This window comes from Methylocapsa sp. D3K7, assembly GCF_029855125.1.
Lineage (GTDB): Bacteria > Pseudomonadota > Alphaproteobacteria > Rhizobiales > Beijerinckiaceae > Methylocapsa.
Map to the genome: position 1 here is coordinate 1920543 of NZ_CP123229.1, position 17511 is coordinate 1938053.

Consider the following 17511-nt stretch of genomic DNA (forward strand, 5'->3'; position numbering starts at 1 on the left):
CGAGCTTCAGAGACCAATGTTGGCCCAAAAGATTCCAGACTGGCCAATTAGGATTGATGTAGCCACTCAACGCGAGTGCAGGCCCCTGATCCAAGACAGCAGACCAGGGACCGTGTATTGCAGATATCAACCAACAGCCGAAGGTGGGATTGTAGCCGTCAGCTATGCCAGGGCAGCACGCTGAAATCTTAGTTGAAGTATTGCAATAAATCATCACCCTCGAGTAGAGAGCGACGGAATTGACCTCCGGAGCCAGGAAGGGCCAGGAAGTCCCGGTGCGTCTGTTGCTGATTAGGCTGCAATGGCCTGTAACACGCTTTTAATTTGTGCCGCATAAAAAGGCTTTGGAATAAAGGGCGCGCGGCGCAGCTCAAGAGGCAACTGATCTTGGCGTGAGGCAGAAATAAAAGCATACGGCACATGCTTGCCTTCGAGAATTTCTGCAATCTCGAACGTCTTTCCCTTCGTCACATCAACATCCAAAAAAGCAAAGTCCAGGTCTTCAGGCAGAACCTTCATGGCGGCCCCAACGGAGGCTTCGGTTACGAAGGTAGCTGAAGCAATCTCTTGGATCATCATTTCGAGATCCATTGCCCATGACATTTCGCTTTCGACAATGAGAATACGCAAAGTTTTCATAAAGGGGGAGCCTTGGCAGTCGCAGGAAATGAATCTTGACCGGTATCACCAACCAACTGCGATCAAAAAGGTTTCTTCCACAAAGTTTGATATCTGACAGACGCTGCCTTATTCGATGACTATGTGGGCTGAGCGATCCCCGTGGAAGCGCTTATCGGCGCGCCAGCCTTTCCATCCCTGCGGTCATTGGCCCACCGGTCGGGCAGGGAACAGCTATGGCTTCGGAACACTCCGCCCAAGGTAGACGGAACCGTCTGCTTGCGGCGCTCGCGCCTGAAGAACATTCTCTTTTAGCTCCCCACTTGAAGGAAATGTCCTTCGAATTGGGGTTGCTGTTGCAAGAGCCGGATAAACCGATTGAGTATGTCTATTTCCCTCATCAGGGAATGATTTCCCTTCTGGCTGTGATGTCGGACGGGCAAGGGATCGAGACCGCCACGGTTGGCAGCGAAGGCGTGGTCGGAGCCATGTCCGGATTTGGCATCCGCCGGGGTTTTACCCGGGCGGTGGTCCAGGCCCCCCTGGTGGCCTCGCGCATTTCCTGTACGCATTTTCAGGCAGCCGTTCAGAAAAGCGAGGCCCTCAAAAATTTAATAGTGAATTACAACGAACTGCTCCTGGCGCAGATTCGGCAGACGGCGGCGTGCAATGCTCTCCATGCGACGGAATCCCGCCTAGCCCGTTGGCTGCTCCAGACTCGGGATTGGATCGACACTGACGTCCTTCCGCTGACCCAGGAATTCCTGTCGCAAATGCTCGGGGTCCGGCGAACGACGGTGACTCTCGTCGCCCGCCAGCTCGAGCAGGCGGGCGTCGTTAAAAATCGTCGGGCCGGATTATTGTAATGAACCGCGAAGGGCTCGAAGACGTTGCATGCGAGTGCTATGGCATTGTCCGCGACCAGATGAAAATCGCACTGTCCTAAAATCGGACACTTATTGCGAATTGTGTCAGGCATCGAACAGACCGGTTGAGGCATTGGCGGGACATGAGATTTAACAGCTTAATGACAGTTGTGTCGGGGAAGGCGCGTTCCATGCCGACGACGTCACCGGATCAAGCTGCGCTCAGCCCCGCAAACGACCATGGTTTTCCCGTTGCCGGAAAGTCTGTGCTCATTATCGAGGATGAAGCTCTGATCGCTTTCAGCGTCGAATCCTGTCTTCTGGATGCCGGGGCTACGATTGTCAAAATCACCAATTCGATAGCTGCGGCACAGAGCATTCTCGCAGACGGCATACCCTTCGATGCGGCAATCGTCGATCTACACATGGTAGATGGAAACGCCAGCCCCTTAATTCAGATTTTGTCGGAGCGTAAAATCCCTGTCGTCATCTCGACCGGCGACGAGATCGATCTGGGCCACCCTGCTCTCAGCAACGCGGTCGCCATCCTTCAAAAGCCTCATACCAACACCGATCTCATTGAGGCCATTGTAGAATGGTCGGTTCCTCCTCATCATCGAGGTCCGCTCCAGCCGCCAGAAAGCAGTAGCGGCTAATGACCTGCCGGGGTCGAGACAGGTCAACGATTTTCCTGCAATAAGGCGACTCGATTATGCACCTCGATACAAGATTCCTTCTAAAGGTATTATCGAAACTCTTAACGATCAGATCACGGAGCTTGAAAGCCTAGAGGCGACTGGTGTGGCGAACTTTGATACCTGCGAGATGCTCGTCGATCTCCACAATCTGTTGGATAGAATTTACGCGATGATGCTGGGGAATGCCCGTAAGACGTTACAGTAAAACGACGCAGCGTTGCGTCCGTGCGTCAGAAATAAGCTTCGATCTCGAAAAGGTGGTGGCAGCCAGACAATCCCATCGCGCTGACTCCAGATTCAAAGAGCAACAATGCAGCGACATGTCCGCTAATGCTCCAGGAGCAGTGGGACACGGACGTCAATTGAGGTCGCATATGCGCCAAGAGCCGACATCAGCGAAATTGCTTCCAAATTTCCGTCCGCTTGCGCTCAGCGGCAACAGCCAGCTTCGGCCTAGATTTCAACTTGGCTTCCAAGCTCGACCACTTTGTTCACGGGCAGCTTGAAATAGGACATCGGACTTTGTGAGTTGCGCATCATGGCTGCGAACAAGTGCTCGCGCCACAGCGCCATACCGGGCCTGCGGGAAGGTACAAGGGTTTGCCGGCTCAGGAAGTAACTTGCCTTCATTGGATCGAATCCGTCCCTCAACGCGGACAAGGCGCCAGGTACGTTGGGGGCCTCACTGAAGCCATAGCGGATCACGACGCGTGTTATGCCTCCGCCCAAATCTTCTTCCGACAGACGCGCCCCCGACTCGACGCGCGGCGTAAGTGCCGTTTCGACCGTTACAAGCAAAATGCGCGCGTGCAGGACATGATTGGCCTTCATGTTGTGCAGGAGTGCAGGCGGCACGCCTGCTCGGTTTGAGGTGAGATAGACCGCGGTCGCCGGAATGCGCTGCACGTCCGCCGTCGACTTCAAGAGCAGATCGACCGACATTGCGTCTGCGGCCAAGCATTCCGCCAGCAGACTGCGCCCTCGGCGCCAGGTGGTGAAGAGGAGGACAAGAATTGCAGCGATGGTGACAGGGAGCCAGCCACCATCGAGGAATTTGGTGGCCGAAGCCGCGAACAAGCCCAAGTCTAACGACAGCAGCACTGCATAGAGCGGAACTGAAAGGACTGCGTTCCAGCGCCAAATGCGGAACACAACGAAACCGATCATGAGCGTCGTGAGCACCATCGTCGCCGTCACGGCGAGTCCAAACGCGGCCGCGAGTGCGGTGGAGGATCGGAAAGTGAGCACGAGGGCAATCACGGCCAGAGACAGCAACAGGTTCACTGAGGGGGCGAACACCTGCCCGCGCGTCTCGTCGGAGGTGTGGACGATACTGACGCGGGGCAAATAGCCTAGCTGCACCGCCTGTTGCGTCACCGAGAATGCGCCGCTGATGATCGATTGGCTGGCGATGATCGTGGCGGCGGTCGCAAGGAGGAGAAGCGGGATGAGCAGCGCCGGTGGCGCCATGAGATAGAAGGGCGAGCGGATCGTCGCCGGATCCTCAAGGACGAGCGCCGACTGGCCCGCATAGCACAGCAAGAGGGCGGGAAGGGCGAGCCAAAGCCACGCCCGTGCGATCGCGGGTCGACCGAAATGGCCCATGTCCGCGTAAAGCGCCTCTGCGCCCGTTACGGCGAGCACGACTGTGCCGAGCGTAAAGAAGGCGCGCACCGGATCGGCCATGAGAAATTGCAGCGCATGGCGCGGGTCGAATGCGGCGAGCACATGCGGGTTAGTGGCGACATGAAACATTCCGAGCAAGCCGATCACGATGAACCACGTGGCCATGATCGGTCCGAACAGGCTCCCGATGGTTCCCGCGCCGTGGCGCTGGACAGCAAAAAGCGCGACGACAAGCCCAAGCGTCAACGGCAGTACGACGGCAGTAAAACCATCGTCGAGCAGCGATAGGCCTTCCACCGCCGAAAGGATCGAGATAGCCGGCGTTATGACGGCGTCACCATAGAAGAGTGCCGTCGCCGTGAGGGCGGCGGCGGCGATGGCGGGCAGAAGGGGCGACTTGGCGGCGACACGCTCAATCAATGCGAGGAGTGCGAAGCTTCCGCCTTCTCCTCGATTGTCCGCGCGCATGGTGACGAACACATATTTGACGGTGACGACGAGGACCAAAGCCCAGATGAGCGTCGACAGCACGCCGAGCACGTGGAACTCGTCAATCGGCAGTCGATGATGCCCTATAAAGCTCTCGCGAAATGCGTAAAGGGGGCTTGTTCCGATATCTCCGAACACGACGCCTGTCGCGCCGAGCATCAATTTCCATGAGGTCCGCAGCCTGTCCGAATGCATCGGCGCCCCTGTGCCTCCAATCGATAGCCGAGAATGTCCCCCCATAACCGCTTCGGGCCATGGAGAGAAGAACTCGCGGCGAGCATATCCCGTCAGGATCACCTGAAAAAGCTGAATTCCTAAGTGTGGCCTAATAGATCGGGACTGCAGAAGGAGACCTTACATCCGTTTCAGCCGACACGAGATCATCGAGGCTTTCGAGGCGTATCATCATAGATTAAAAAGGTTTTGGTCGAAGCAGGAATCCCCACTTCAGCACCACGAAAAAAATATTTTCAACCGAGGCATAAAGATTAGCGAGCTCTAAAGCCCGTTTGAAAGGGCGCTTAACATGATACTTGTATCCAGCGTGTGCCCTGTGCCCAGACTTTTTAGACGGCTCTAACGGGCTCCGTCTCATCGACAATTCAGTCATGGTCCGGAGCCGATCGAGGATTTGAAGCATCGGGGCGCAACCACGGGCAACGAAATTTGACGGCGTGGCGTACTGCTAGGCTAAAGCCAGGCCGGTCCGGTTGCAGGGGCAAAAAACTTTGACGTGGAAGCGAGTCGGGCGCGATCTGTCATAACATTCCTTTTGCATAGTTAGTCAGCCATGATAGCTTTTTGAAATACGATTTAATATCAATATAAAAGTCAAAATACCAGTTTCACGCGTGTTTATGAATTTTTTACATGACCAATATTTGGAGGAATATACGTGTCCTTTGAGTTTGTAGACCCAGAAATCGGATTTACTTCCAATGTGATTACAGATCCGCATCGCTTCGTCGGACGAGCGGACTTAATTCAGGAGAGCATTAATGCCTTGAATTCATCGCTTGGTTTGATTGCGATCTATGGAAAACGAGGCGTAGGAAAATCCTCTTTAATGAGGCAGATTCAAGCACTTGCAAACGGTAATTATGAACTGGTCCGCAAGGCTGGTCTAAACCATCTGCTACCGACGAAACCGCGCAAGTATTATACGGTATACTATGCGTGCGACTCAATAATATCTGGGGCACAAGACCTTGTGGCTCGACTATGCAATGATACCAATGAAGAAGACGGCCTTTTGCGTCTTGTGCCTGACGGCGGGAAACGTTTAACAGAATTCTCGCGAACCGCTGAAAACTCCGTCGGATTGGATCTAAAGGTCGTGAATTGGGGCGCAAAGGGTCAAGAAGGATCGAAATATACGAGTGCTGTTCCAGGTGATATCATACAAACATTTAGAAACTTCACCTCCGCGGTTGTCGAATCAAATAATCGGGTGTTCGGCAGGCGTGATTCGGTGCTTATACTGTTGGACGAGTTCGATGTAATTAGAGACAAACAAGGGCTTGGTTCCCTGATGAAGTCTCTCTCGAGCGATAAGGTAAAGTTCGGTATCTGCGGCATTGGTCAAGACCTGAGTAGCCTGATAGCTGACCATGCCTCGGTGGGAAGGCTCATTGAGCAAGGATCGATCTTTGTCAAACCCATGTCAGAGAACGAGTCGATAGAAATATTTAAAACGGCGGAACGTCTGTTTAATGGTCAGGTGAGATTCGAAGAAAATGTCGTGAGGCAGATCGCTGCGCTATCCGAAGGGTATCCGTATTTCGCGCAACTCATAGGAAAGGCCTGCGTAAGCAATGCGAACAATAGAGGTACGAACTACGTTGACCAATCTATATTAACCCTTGTCACCGAAAGTATGAGATCGGGTCGTGCATTTCCGAACCTGGAAAAAGCATATCAGCTGGCAATCGGTCAATCTGAAGAGCGTGCTTTGCTTCTCACGCTACTTGCAGAGCAAGCGGACGATCGAGCGGAATATGACGCATCGCTTGGGCAAGTCTTTTTATCGCGAAGTCGTTCATCCGCGCAGGAACTTGGCGTCGATTATATGGACCAGCTTCTCCCTCGTTTGATTGAAGAGCGCTATGGGCCGGTTCTAGTGAAAGTGCCGGTAACAAGAGGTTCCTACGAATTTACTGACCCCGTGTTTCGCGCTTACGTGAAGCTAAGGCACATAGGACGAAGTCCAAGATAATTTTTGTGACGGCTTTGTGCGATCCCTCTAGGCTATAGGGGATCTGAAGGGGAAATCGGGTTTGCGCCCGATATTCGGCGGTAATGTCCGAGCATAGGTTTTTTTGCCTCCTGCGAGGTCAGTGGGGGGACGTCGGCGTAACCATTCGCTCAAATGTAAATCGGTGGATTTCATTGTGAAATCCCTCAAAAGTAAAAAGGAATAATAGCAAAATTGAATGAGATGCCGACCCGTTCTTTGCACGGCGCATGGTTTTCTCGGATGCGGTTGACGCTTTCGATGTCGCGCGTCCTGCAGAAAAACGGTTTATTCGCCCCGGTCAATTCCGCCGGCTACGAAAATTGAAACAGCCGCTCATCGCCATCTCGTATTTGATTGGTTTAGGCGCAGGTAACGGCCGTTTCAGTCTGGGGAAAATCCGGGGACAGGTTTTTCAAGCTTCTCCGCCGCCCTGTGCCGGAAAGTCAAAGGCGCGGTTCTTAGCACTGTCCCGTAAGGCACCCAAAGCGGCACCCCAGCCATAAACTTCAGGCTCTAACACGGTGGCGACCGTCGCGATCTCCCCTCAACTCGCATAATGAGTGGGGCGCTGACCGGAATGAGTCCCGCGTCAGGCGCCGCAGCACAGCTGCAGTTCGTTTTGTAGATAAGTAGATAAGTAGATAATGAGAGACATGATCGATCGCGGTTTTTTCCAGTTCAATCCCCGCTACCTTCAGCTTAAGCAGCTTTGGCAGAGAGCGCGCGGCAACCATGAACAGCGCCGCACCGAAGGTCAGCGCATCGTATTCCGCAGCTCCTCCAACGTTTGGATCATGCGAGGGGTAGCCAGAGCCCATGGCGAACCGTTGTTTCCTGGAATAATGAAAGAAGATGTCCAGTTGCGGGAATATGAACACAAAGGCACCGGAACCGAAAATAACGGCTGGCCTGATCACATCCGCCCACTTCTGCGGCGGCGTAATGCTTGGTGATCTTCTCAATCGCGCTCGGCGCTTTGCTATCGCCGGGGAGCGTGGTGAAGTCTGCACCGTCCTCGCAGGCCTTCGTCCGCGTATAGCCGCGCATATGGTGTTTTTTTCGGGTGGAGGCGCGTTTCGGGCGGGAGCGCCGAGCGGCTTGGGAAGAGGGCAGGCGGCGCTCGCTGCAAACGAAACGCGAGTGGACGCGCAAGTAGCAACTATGGCGGCGTTCCACTCCGCCGCTTGATTCCGCAACGGCTGGCGAGTGTGACGCGTCAGTGCATTGACGGAAAAAGGAATGCCAAAAAAAAAGCCCCGCGGGAGCGGGGCCAGTCTCTACTTAGAGTGGGAGATAATCGCTTCACCAAATAAGGCTGAGCTAATCACCCCTACGCCTTATTCACTGGTCATGCCTGTATAATTTTGCTCATGACCATAACCCAATTCACATTGGGCGGCCGTCTTCAGTTCACGCCGCGAATCGAACCGCCGATAATGTCGGAGTCCGGACATGATTCTCCCACAGCAAAAACCACAAGCACGCGGGAGCGGCCTCACACGTTTACGGCCCCGAAGGCTTACCGCTGCGGGGCCGCCGTTTCTGAAAATCAGCGCAACTTGAATGCGGTTAAAGCTGAATCAAATCGGAAGAACCGCGACGATTTCAAGCGTTTCCGGATCGACGATGACGAGTTCATTTTCGGCAACAATGTATTTGAAGCCCCGGTATTGCGGGACGATATCCACAACGGTTTCCGGAAGGCCATAAACCTCAACGGTGTCCGGAATACGTGTTCCGACCGAGAGTGCGAAATCGACGCGGTCCGCACGGTGTAGGTTCCCGCCGATGATGCTTTCGTGGAGTCTGCTCCTCTGATCGCGCGATAATGGTTCAGATCCGACTGACCGCCCTTGAGTCGGACTCTGCATCATGTCGCGCTCACCGGACCGGCGCTCTTGTTCCTCAACCGCGCCAGATCGCCCTTGAGTTGGACCCTGCATCATGTCGTGCTCAGGACGCCCTCTTTCCTCGACTGCACCAGAGCGCCCTTGATTTGGAGTTTGCATCGTGCCGCGCTCAGACGGATTCTGCGCCATGCCGGGCGGGCGTTGAAGAGTACTTTGAGGTGCGCCAGTTGCGCCGCCCCGCGAGTTGTCCATGCTTTGGGCCGCAGCCACGCCACCGCCTGTGATCAAAGCCACCGCCGCAACCGCGGTCAACAAGCTTGCTCTCATCTGGAACTCTCCTTCGTTGAAGGCGATTTGCCGGACGGCGTAACGCGCCCCCCGGACCAATGTTCCATATTATTTGAGCCGCAAATTGCATGGCCTAAGACGAGATTTTCTTCTGAAAGGTCAGTGGTTAGTATCCGCATCAAATCAAAGACTTCAAGCGATACCGCTAATGCCACGGTCTAGAAGTCAAGGAATAGGCATCGTCAAAACACGAGCATGGCCATGACGACATTTTTGTTGCCGTTCCATCGCCCAAAAAGGACCTTCCAACGGCCTTTCATCCTCCAATCCATCGCCCTTCCATTGTGTTTCCCTTGGGGTGATCCCTATCCCCCTTGCCCCTAGCGTTGGAAGTCGCTCAACGCTCGGACTACAGGGCCTCGCGAGCCCGCCAACACTTAGGCTAGCAGGCATGACCCCGCGCGGTTCAAACGATAGAAAATGGTTTCGTGCTCACCCCGAGCGCTCCCATCGGTGCCGTCTCGCCACCCCAACCGAGCTCGCAGATTTGCGGGAGCGAGCCTGTTTCGACGGCGGCGCGAGGCTCGCGGATGATTATTTCATCCATGCGTTGTGTCGCATCGATCGGTTGAGTGAGGATCTATATCGCTTGTTTGTAGTCTTGAGGGGGGGAATGGAAATCGATGAAGCTCAATGCTTAGCAGCATGGTTTCGATCGGAGATCATCTCTGGGCAGATTGAAAGGCTTGAACAATGACGACGCGAACGCGCTCATTCCTGGATTCGTTGATTGCGGTTGTGATAATTGGCTTGTTGGTTGGCCTCTATTTCGCTGCAAGCCATAAGATTGACCTCCATGTGAAGGCGGCCGTCGACGCCGTCCAATAGCAACGGCAATGTCCAAAGCATGGTGCGAGCCGCTTTGGGAGGGCGTCCCGGTCCTCTTGGGTTGGCCGCGAGGCTGCTGAGACGGAGGACTGACGATGCGGTCGCATTCGTGGCCGATCAGGTAGTGTGCAACCCCGTAACCGTGCGTCGAGGATATTTAATCAATTGTGAGTGATATACCGTGCGGCGAGATCGGCGGGGCATGTTCCGCCTGCCGGCCGAGCGGAGCATTTTCCCCCTAAAATAGAGAAATGATACGCCTCAGTTCCGGGGGGCTGAGATATTCTGTTCCAACCGCATAGCTGGTCCATACATTCTGGATCCCGAGAAGATCGGCCGTGATGCATGCTTCTACTCCGATGCATGCTGGCCCAACCTCAATGGCTACGAGAACGCTGAGGCGGCCGAGTGAGAATAACCGGCATGTTTCTCTATTGTGCGAGTTACAATCCCAAGTACAGGTGAACTCATTCAACATTGCGCGACTTGATGGGAACAATCAGTCCTTCCGAAAGTTGCAGCCGATATTTCGATCGATCAGCATGTCGGAGGACTTCATCATGGCCCGAAGTGGTGGACGCTCTGCCGTAAAAGCGAACACTCTCAAGACTCAGGGCGATGCGGTATCTTGGCTTTTTATTTCCTGCACGCTTTTTATGGCCGCAGGTGTCGTTCACATGTGGAGTCACTGGATCGAGATTTCTGCCTCACTTGGTTTCTATCCGGCGGCCTGCACCATTGCTGCAACAACTGGTGCCGGACTTATCGTTTCATTGTGGGTGAACACTGGAAACGACTAGGTTTCCCGAACCTAAAGCAGCATTGTTGATTTTGTAATAGGTTAGATTTTTGGAAGAATCTCGATGATCAACATTGACGAAATCCTCGCCGCCGCGATTCGAACCATATGGCTACAGATCAACGGTCCGTCGACGCCAACTCATCGAATTGAAGTCGAGACTGCCAGGCGCGTCCGCGCAGTTCTCGAACGCGAGGGATTTATCATCACTCCGTGCTCAACGCCTGAAGTGTGGCAATCTTCGAATTGTTCGTTTCCGATCGATGAGCTTAACGCATCGAACGATGATTAGGAAAAATTGCGCCAAATTCGATCCTGGCATCTCGACTCTTGGTGGCAATGTCGTGACCCGAACTCACGCCGCAGCAGCGTGGAGCTTTTGAGGCGCATTGCATTCCGTCCGACGATATACCCGTTGGAACCATTGACCGCGCCGGAGATTTCCTCCTGAGAGAAAGTAATGGCCGAATTCATCCGATGGTTTGGAACCCGACGAAAGTTCAGCTTGAGGTCATCGCCGAAATGACCATGGCCCGCATGCCACTGGATCGCATTGTGAAGGTCCTGGGGATAGCGCCTGCCGATTTCCTGGCATGGCGGATCAGAGTAGTAGCTGCGACCGTGGCCGAAGAACTGTCCGTGAGTGAAACGCCTCGGCCAATACAACGGTCACGGGAACAGCGATTGCCGCGTGTGAGAGCAGAGCAGATCTTCGGAAAGCAAGCCGAAACCGTGTGAAAGAGTCTGCCCGGAACGAAGGGTTAGAGCCATCAATGACGAAAGTCGTGTGTATCCTTGCCTGGATTGTCTGTGGAATTGTGGCCGCCGGCATTTCGAACGCATTCATGGAAGGCAAGGCTCAGAGGATCAAGCATACTTCTTGATTAAGGGAATTTTGGGGGGCCAATATTTCTCATCATAGCTTTGCACGATACTAACTTTGCGCGGAATGGCTGGTCGTTCAGCACCCACGAACGTGCCGAGCCCGTGCGGCGCTTCCCGGGATAAATGAACACTCTGCGCGACACTGCGATGGGAGCCTCCGGAACGCCAGGCATGAATGACGGCGGCTAGGCAGTTCGAGAAAGAGCCGGAGCGTTTTTTATGATCATTGTCGAGAAACGTATTATCGCTATGTTTGATGGAGCGAACTTTCATCGCTAGGGGGCTCGAGCTGACATTTATATTTCTGACGAGGCCGGAATGGGTATTATAATCGTTGGGGGCGTCCCCCTTGGGATGATGCTCGGACTATATTTCACGTGGCATGTGCTTTTTCCGGCTTGCGGCCTTATAACCCTTTTGGTTCTGCTCTATCCAGCGGGTGTAGAGCACAGTCTTCTGAGCGGATTTCTTTATGTTTACCTTGTGACCGCGAGCGTCCAAATCGGCTACGTTATTGGCTTGTTGGCGCGTTGCCTTAATGGAGACTGCAATCGTTTAGCAGCGGCTGCGATAGCGACGACTCCGCTATTCCTTCAATTTCCCCATTAATCACTGTAGCCCACGCAGGTACCTACTGACTTGGCGATAAGGACGAAAGCCAGAATTAGGGCGAGCATCAAAATGGCCGATGAATGCCAAGCAGATCCCTCCGGCCCCACATCGCCATGATAGCTGCATAGGCCTTTGCTTCGGCCGTGGCTCTGGACATGGGTTCATTCCATAATTCGCAAACTTCCAGAATTTGGGCGACAATTTGCTCACGTGTCCCCTTGACGCGGAAGGTCAGTGTGCCATCGGAATCAAGCGTGCCGCTGGCCAGGGCGCGGTCGATGATAGAGTCCGCTTGCTTTTGGGTTATAGGCTCGCCGTCGGGAGCAATTTTTTCCTGCAATTGGGTGCGCAGTTCCGAGCGCAACCAATCCGGCAGACGGGGCCTACCGTCTTGGGAGCCGATGCTTTTGCCGGAGAGAACAACGTCGTCGAGGACTTGTGGATCGGAAAACCAAAATCTCAATCGATCCCCCCTCTCGATGCCTCTGTTCGTTGGCGCTGCAGATGCCGGCTGCGCTGAACTCGTATGAAGAGACATAGTTCCAAAATACGCCGGCCACGCGAACTGATAAACACCTCCGTCTCATTGCGGGAGCGTAAGAGGTGCAGACGATTTGCCGGAATTCTTTTGGTCGGATGGCGATTCTTCCGAAGGTATACTGCACGCCCCCAAAGCCAATACCGCGAACAGCAACGCTAACAACCGGTGCATGATTATCTCCTTTTGTCGGCGAGCGAACCGACACGCCAGCATAAGCGACGGACGGCATCCCGGCTCGGATGAATTCAATCAATTGCGTGAGCCCGATGGGCCACCGTGACGGCGAAAGCGCGAGCACTGCCGGAAAAGAACTCTGGCGTATGGGCAGCGCCTTCTTTGGCAACAACCTCGACCGAGTCAGATAAGACTTTCTTGCCATGCGCATTCGTGATTACAAAAAACTTGAAGCGGTGACCCTCTGCCGCGTGGCACACCACAATTTCATTGTGGGCTCGTGAGAGCACCTCGAATGTGTGAGCTGACATAGTCGCCTCATAAAACAAGAGAGGCCGTCTTTAGGGCTCCCTCAACTCCGGCCGGTCTAGTTTAGCGGTAAGAACCGCAGCCCCCGGCAGTTCCAACCTCTTACTGAATGGCAGAGAAGGGTCATGGTGAGAAGAACTCGCAGCTAGCATATCTCATCAGGATCGCCTCAAAAAGCGGAATTCCGTAATGTTCATAATCAGGTCTGGGTCGCGCCAAAAGCCGGATACACGTGGCATCGAATCAAACCAATAATGACAGAGCAACGCGGCTCTCGGCCCGGGCGGCGACTTCCTTGGGTACTCAGTTCGCGCTCAGGAGGCCGATCTTCGTGTTGGCCTGACTAAGGCGCTGTGCGAATTTCGAGCATAATGTTTCTGCTCGTACCCCAATGACGGACATGTTGTCCAGATGACATCGGCATGGTGCTGGAAGATAGAACATTTCTCCGGCTGGACAGCATGACGTTTCAAAATGCCTGGCATACCGGACGCAGTATGATGACGCGCCTCAAATGGCCGCACATCCAATCCCAGACCCCGGCCATTCGCCATTTACAATTTTAGGCTAATACCTTTCCAAATTTGCTGATTTGCCTCATTTAATCCGTGCAAAAGGAAGCCCAAGAATCATTACCAAATGGGACGAGCCACATCATGGTTAGGCTAAGCATAGTCGTAGCAATTGGTGTTCTCTCCGCGATAGGGCTGTCCCCTACAGTGGCTAGTTCCGAACCAACCGGACACAGGCATGAAATAGAGATTTTCTCTGCTGGGGAGCCTGGCGATCCCGAAAAGCCCTCGCGCGTAATCAAAGTGACCATGCAAGAGAGTGACGGCAAAATGCTCTTCGTCCCCGACCACGTCGAAGTGCGCAAGGGAGAGCAAATCAAATTTGAACTCTACAATAGTGGAGAGTTCGACCACGAATTTGTGCTTGCGACGACCCAAGAGAACCAGAAACATGCGGAAGCGATGAAAATGAACCCACAGATGGAGCATGACGATCCAAATGCGACGCGTATAGCGCCGAAGAAAAGGGACGAGATTGTCTGGAACTTCACAAAGTTAGGCGAGTTCGAGTTCGCTTGTCTGATTCCGGGTCATCGCGATGCCGGTATGTTCGGCACTGTGAGGGTTAAGTAGCTGAATAAAATTTGGGAGCAGGGTCAATGAAATTGTCCCTTGATCGACGTTAATGCCATCTCAAAAATTCCAAGGACGAACTGTCCGGCGTCAGCACCTGTGAGACAGATTTAGCGGGTTGAATAACGGAGGATTTCTGGCTCATCGTAACCATCGAGGAGTGGAGATGAGCCAGAAATCCGGAACTGCCAAGTCGTCCTCCGAGCGGATCGTGAAGGACATTCGCCGAGCAACGCGCAAGCAATATTCGGCGGAGGAGAAGATCCGCATCGTGCTGGACGGCCTGCGCGGCGAGCATAGCATCGCGGAACTCTGCCGGCGCGAGGGCATCGCCGAGAGCCTGTATTACACCTGGTCGAAGGAGTTCCTGGAGGCTGGCAAGCGGCGCTTGGCGGGCGACACGGCGCGTGCGGCGACCAGCGGCGAGGTCAAGGACCTGCGCCGGGAAGCTCAGGCACTGAAGGAGGTCGTCGCCGAGCAGGCGCTGGAATTGCGCCTGCTCAAAAAAAGCATGATCGCGGATGGGGAAAGCGAGGAATGAGATATCCGGCTTCCGAGAAACTGGAGATCATCCGGCTGGTCGAGCAATCCCATCTGCCGGCGCGCCGGACGCTGGAGAAACTCGGCGTCTCTCGCGCCACCTTTTATCGATGGTGCGACCTTTGCCAGACTGGCGGGCCAGAGGCCCTGGAAGACCGATCTCCCAGGCCCGACCGCGTCTGGAACCGAATTCCTGACAATGTGCGGGGCCAGATCGTGCAACTGGCCCTGGACGAGCCGGAGCTGTCGCCACGGGAACTGGCGACACGCTTCACCGACACAAAAAGCTATTTTGTTTCGGAAGCTTCGGTTTATCGCCTGCTGAAGGAGCACGACCTAATCGCCAGTCCCGCCTACATCGTCATGAAGGCCGCCGATGAGTTCAAGGACAAGACGACGGCGCCCAACCAGCTCTGGCAGACCGACTTCACTTATCTCAAGGTGATTGGTTGGGGTTGGTTCTACCTCAGCACGATATTGGACGACTTCTCGCGCTACATCATCGCCTGGAAGCTCTGTACGACGATGAAGGTCGGGGACGTCACGGAAACACTCGACCTGGCGTTGCAAGCCGCGGGGCTTGATCACGCCAAGGTCGTCCATCGTCCGCGATTGCTCTCGGACAATGGCCCTTCCTACATCTCGGCCAATCTGGCCGAATGGCTGGACAAACGCAACATGGATCACGTGCGCGGCGCGCCCTGCCACCCGCAAACACAGGGCAAAATCGAGCGCTGGCATCAGACGCTCAAGAATCGCGTCTTGCTTGAGAACTATTATCTGCCCGGCGACCTGGAAGCCAGGATCGACACCTTCGTCGATCACTACAATCATCGCCGCTATCACGAGAGCCTGGACAATCTCACGCCGGCTGACGTCTACTTCGGCCGAGGACAAACCATTCTGCTGCAACGAGAAAGGATCAAACGAGCCACCATCCAAAATCGTCGCTTGCAACACCAATTGAACGCCGCATAAAATCAAACATCAGATGAGCCGCGTCCTCCATTAAATCACGCCGCCATCTGTCTCAAATTATCTGACGACGGACAGGACGAACGACGTGAGGCGCATTTTTCTCGCAGTATATGGAATTGCGATCTTTTCATCGCCGTCAATCGCAGATAGCCCCTATGAAAATGCGGCAAAGTTGGACATGGAACATCTGGCGTCTAGCATACTTGCTGCTAGCGTTTGCAAGGGCGTACGATTTAACGGAGATGCCCTCGTCACGAGCCTCACGGCTGCGTTCGTTTTACTAGGCCGGAAACACACCGAAGATGCCTTCTTTTCGGCCATGAGCGCGAACATCGATGAGATGTCTGCTAAAGGCAAGGAAGCTTGGTGTGCGGCAACTATCAAGGCTGCAAAAGAACGAAACTCCGAGATGCTTACCGAAGACTGATGCCGAACCCGATTGTCATCTCGTGCCAGTCGATCGACGTGTGTTCTCTGTTCCGACGTCACGGGTCTAAGCAATCGAGCTTAAACGGAGCGTGAAACCACCAACCGGAAAGCAATGCCACCGCACCAAACCGTGCTATGGCTATCTCTCCAGGACGATTCTACTTCGTGGCGCGAGGCATTAACCATGACTGGCGATACAAAGCTTCGGACCCTGAAAGACCAGCTTGAATCCGAAACCGCCGACTTGGAGCGGAGCGCCGCTGAAGACTCGGAGCGGTACAACGGTGGCGACTGGTGGCAATTGACCGATGAGGAGGAATCCATTTTCGAAATCGACCGGGAGCGGTTCCAGCGTATGATGACTGTCTGGTCATGCTACGAGGCTTTCAAGAATATTGCCTTCAGCCTGTCATGGGATGAAGGCCTACTCGAACAGGCCGAGCGGCAGCATCCCGAATGGTGCAATGCGGGCATATCCGGGAACGAATTTTCTGACTTCGCTAAGGCATTCGGCGGACTGACCCACCGGGAAGCCCATGCGTTCTATGCCAAGCATGATTCCTGGTGCATCCGCGCTGGCATAAGCCAATATCCCGACGGGTCATAACTGGTGCAAATCTGCGCCCCGGGGTCCAAAGATTGCCCCGGCCGCCAATCGCGGACGCTGCATTTTAAGGCTCACGTCTGCGAATGGCTGACGAATAACACGCTCTGTTTTGCGCGTGATTATTGCACGGAGAAACCAACGTTTTCAATTGGAGAATTTGTAGTGCAGATCCCATGTTATCCCGCGAAATCCGCAACCTCAAACTCCGGACGAATTTCAATGTCCGAATCCACTAGCATGGGATTCGGGCACCGCTTCAGCCATTCGACGGCTTCGTCCATCGACTTGACCTCCCAAAGCCAATAACCGGCGATTTGCTCCTCCGTCGGTGGGGCTGGATATAGTGGCGGATATTGCAGGAGATTTTCGGGGTCGTCGCCGGGGTCTTCGATCGTGGCTTCGTCGGGGCCGAGTTCAAGATGTTGACGCTCCCGTCTTGCCGACAGAGACTTGAACCTGGTTGATCGCCCTTCCGTCGCCATCCCTGGTGAAGAAAGGGCTCGGAGGCAATTCACCCAACTTCAGGTGTCGTGACGAAATGCCGATCAACAATCTACGCCGCCGGACGGATGTCCGCTTCCAAGGACCAAATCAAAGGCCCGGTAATGACGCATTTCTGATGAGGATGATCAGATTTCTCAAAGCTATTGCACTTGCTGGGCTACTGTCTCTGACGCCAGCTCACGCGGATTCTGCCCTGAGTTTATTAGCCGATTTGGCCGGTCATTGGGCTGGTGGTGGCACAGTCACGATGGCCAATGGCTTGAAAGAGCGTCTCCACTGTCGGGCAACTTATGCGGTTAATTTCCTGGCACTTTCGGTGCGACAATCATTGCGTTGCGCAAGTAATAGTTCCACCGTTAATCTCACGGCTAACCTCGAAGGCTCTTTGGATGGGTCTGTAGCAGGGTCGTGGCAAGAGTCTTCCCATGG

Annotated in this window: 17 protein-coding genes; 9 read left to right on the top strand and 8 right to left on the bottom strand. The window is 54.3% G+C overall.

The features are described 5' to 3' along the window. Positions 1-291 precede the first annotated feature (291 nt). Positions 292-639 carry a hypothetical protein gene (locus QEV83_RS08745; RefSeq protein ID WP_280130809.1) on the bottom strand — a complete coding sequence of 116 codons (348 nt, stop codon included), beginning with the start codon at positions 637-639 and terminating at the stop codon, positions 292-294. A 311-nt stretch (positions 640-950) separates the two neighbouring features. Here QEV83_RS08745 and QEV83_RS08750 point away from each other — a divergent pair, with 311 nt between their 5' ends. Then, positions 951-1484 (top strand): Crp/Fnr family transcriptional regulator, encoded by a 534-nt coding sequence (locus QEV83_RS08750; protein WP_280130810.1) that lies wholly within the window; start codon positions 951-953, stop codon positions 1482-1484. A gap of 191 nt (positions 1485-1675) precedes the next feature. After that, positions 1676-2140 carry a response regulator gene (locus QEV83_RS08755; protein ID WP_280130811.1) on the top strand — a complete coding sequence of 155 codons (465 nt, stop codon included), beginning with the start codon at positions 1676-1678 and terminating at the stop codon, positions 2138-2140. Between the two features lie 495 nt (positions 2141-2635). On the opposite strand, the gene QEV83_RS08760 is transcribed toward QEV83_RS08755, so the two are convergent. Beyond that, positions 2636-4456, bottom strand: a complete 1821-nt coding sequence (locus QEV83_RS08760; RefSeq protein ID WP_280130812.1) for a KUP/HAK/KT family potassium transporter — start codon at positions 4454-4456, stop codon at positions 2636-2638. Between the two features lie 736 nt (positions 4457-5192). Between QEV83_RS08760 and QEV83_RS08765 the strand changes: the two genes are divergently transcribed. Then, positions 5193-6512 (top strand): hypothetical protein, encoded by a 1320-nt coding sequence (locus QEV83_RS08765; RefSeq protein ID WP_280130813.1) that lies wholly within the window; start codon positions 5193-5195, stop codon positions 6510-6512. Between the two features lie 674 nt (positions 6513-7186). After that, entirely contained in the window at positions 7187-7486 is a 300-nt protein-coding gene (locus tag QEV83_RS08770; RefSeq protein ID WP_280130814.1) for a hypothetical protein, read from the top strand. Positions 7487-8113: 627 nt separating this feature from the next. On the opposite strand, the gene QEV83_RS08775 is transcribed toward QEV83_RS08770, so the two are convergent. Beyond that, positions 8114-8710 (bottom strand): DUF1236 domain-containing protein, encoded by a 597-nt coding sequence (locus QEV83_RS08775; protein ID WP_280130815.1) that lies wholly within the window; start codon positions 8708-8710, stop codon positions 8114-8116. Between the two features lie 427 nt (positions 8711-9137). Beyond that, on the bottom strand, positions 9138-9278 hold the full coding sequence (locus QEV83_RS08780) for a hypothetical protein (RefSeq protein ID WP_280130816.1): 141 nt from the start codon (positions 9276-9278) through the stop codon (positions 9138-9140). Between the two features lie 841 nt (positions 9279-10119). Between QEV83_RS08780 and QEV83_RS08785 the strand changes: the two genes are divergently transcribed. Next, the gene (locus tag QEV83_RS08785; protein WP_280130817.1) at positions 10120-10359 is read left to right on the top strand and encodes a hypothetical protein; all 240 of its coding nucleotides are present in this window, start codon (positions 10120-10122) and stop codon (positions 10357-10359) included. 866 nt (positions 10360-11225) lie between these two features. Here QEV83_RS08785 and QEV83_RS08790 read toward each other — a convergent pair. From QEV83_RS08790 to QEV83_RS08800, 3 genes are all read right to left on the bottom strand, one after another. Continuing rightward, positions 11226-11516, bottom strand: a complete 291-nt coding sequence (locus tag QEV83_RS08790; protein WP_280130818.1) for a hypothetical protein — start codon at positions 11514-11516, stop codon at positions 11226-11228. Positions 11517-11919: 403 nt separating this feature from the next. Beyond that, entirely contained in the window at positions 11920-12318 is a 399-nt protein-coding gene (locus QEV83_RS08795; protein ID WP_280130819.1) for a hypothetical protein, read from the bottom strand. Between the two features lie 323 nt (positions 12319-12641). Next, complete coding sequence (locus tag QEV83_RS08800) at positions 12642-12881, bottom strand: hypothetical protein (protein WP_280130820.1); 240 nt, start codon at positions 12879-12881, stop codon at positions 12642-12644. A 654-nt stretch (positions 12882-13535) separates the two neighbouring features. Here QEV83_RS08800 and QEV83_RS08805 point away from each other — a divergent pair. The 4 genes from QEV83_RS08805 (at position 13536) to QEV83_RS08820 (ending at position 16578) form a co-directional block, all read left to right on the top strand. Next, entirely contained in the window at positions 13536-14024 is a 489-nt protein-coding gene (locus QEV83_RS08805; RefSeq protein WP_280130821.1) for a cupredoxin family protein, read from the top strand. 166 nt (positions 14025-14190) lie between these two features. Continuing rightward, a protein-coding gene (locus tag QEV83_RS08810) for an IS3 family transposase (protein ID WP_280128402.1) occupies positions 14191-15542 on the top strand; the annotation gives its coding sequence in 2 pieces (ribosomal slippage) (positions 14191-14527 and positions 14527-15542; 1353 coding nt in all). An 85-nt stretch (positions 15543-15627) separates the two neighbouring features. Further along, positions 15628-15969: a hypothetical protein gene (locus QEV83_RS08815; RefSeq protein WP_280130822.1), complete on the top strand. Its 342-nt coding sequence runs from the start codon at positions 15628-15630 to the stop codon at positions 15967-15969. A gap of 186 nt (positions 15970-16155) precedes the next feature. Further along, positions 16156-16578 carry a hypothetical protein gene (locus tag QEV83_RS08820; protein WP_280130823.1) on the top strand — a complete coding sequence of 141 codons (423 nt, stop codon included), beginning with the start codon at positions 16156-16158 and terminating at the stop codon, positions 16576-16578. A 176-nt stretch (positions 16579-16754) separates the two neighbouring features. Here QEV83_RS08820 and QEV83_RS08825 read toward each other — a convergent pair whose 3' ends face one another. Further along, positions 16755-17093, bottom strand: coding sequence for a YciI family protein (locus QEV83_RS08825; RefSeq protein WP_280130824.1), 339 nt, complete (start codon positions 17091-17093; stop codon positions 16755-16757). Positions 17094-17511 lie beyond the last annotated feature (418 nt).

Bases quoted from the DNA above. Each gene is read 5' to 3' on its own strand.
- QEV83_RS08745 (WP_280130809.1), bottom strand. From the start codon at position 639: ATGAAAACTTTGCGTATTCTCATTGTCGAAAGCGAAATGTCATGGGCA.
- QEV83_RS08750 (WP_280130810.1), top strand. From the start codon at position 951: ATGTCCTTCGAATTGGGGTTGCTGTTGCAAGAGCCGGATAAACCGATT.
- QEV83_RS08755 (WP_280130811.1), top strand. From the start codon at position 1,676: ATGCCGACGACGTCACCGGATCAAGCTGCGCTCAGCCCCGCAAACGAC.
- QEV83_RS08760 (WP_280130812.1), bottom strand. From the start codon at position 4,456: ATGCTCGGCGCGACAGGCGTCGTGTTCGGAGATATCGGAACAAGCCCC.
- QEV83_RS08770 (WP_280130814.1), top strand. From the start codon at position 7,187: ATGATCGATCGCGGTTTTTTCCAGTTCAATCCCCGCTACCTTCAGCTT.
- QEV83_RS08775 (WP_280130815.1), bottom strand. From the start codon at position 8,710: ATGAGAGCAAGCTTGTTGACCGCGGTTGCGGCGGTGGCTTTGATCACA.
- QEV83_RS08780 (WP_280130816.1), bottom strand. From the start codon at position 9,278: ATGGATGAAATAATCATCCGCGAGCCTCGCGCCGCCGTCGAAACAGGC.
- QEV83_RS08785 (WP_280130817.1), top strand. From the start codon at position 10,120: ATGGCCCGAAGTGGTGGACGCTCTGCCGTAAAAGCGAACACTCTCAAG.
- QEV83_RS08790 (WP_280130818.1), bottom strand. From the start codon at position 11,516: ATGAAAGTTCGCTCCATCAAACATAGCGATAATACGTTTCTCGACAAT.
- QEV83_RS08800 (WP_280130820.1), bottom strand. From the start codon at position 12,881: ATGTCAGCTCACACATTCGAGGTGCTCTCACGAGCCCACAATGAAATT.
- QEV83_RS08805 (WP_280130821.1), top strand. From the start codon at position 13,536: ATGGTTAGGCTAAGCATAGTCGTAGCAATTGGTGTTCTCTCCGCGATA.
- QEV83_RS08820 (WP_280130823.1), top strand. From the start codon at position 16,156: ATGACTGGCGATACAAAGCTTCGGACCCTGAAAGACCAGCTTGAATCC.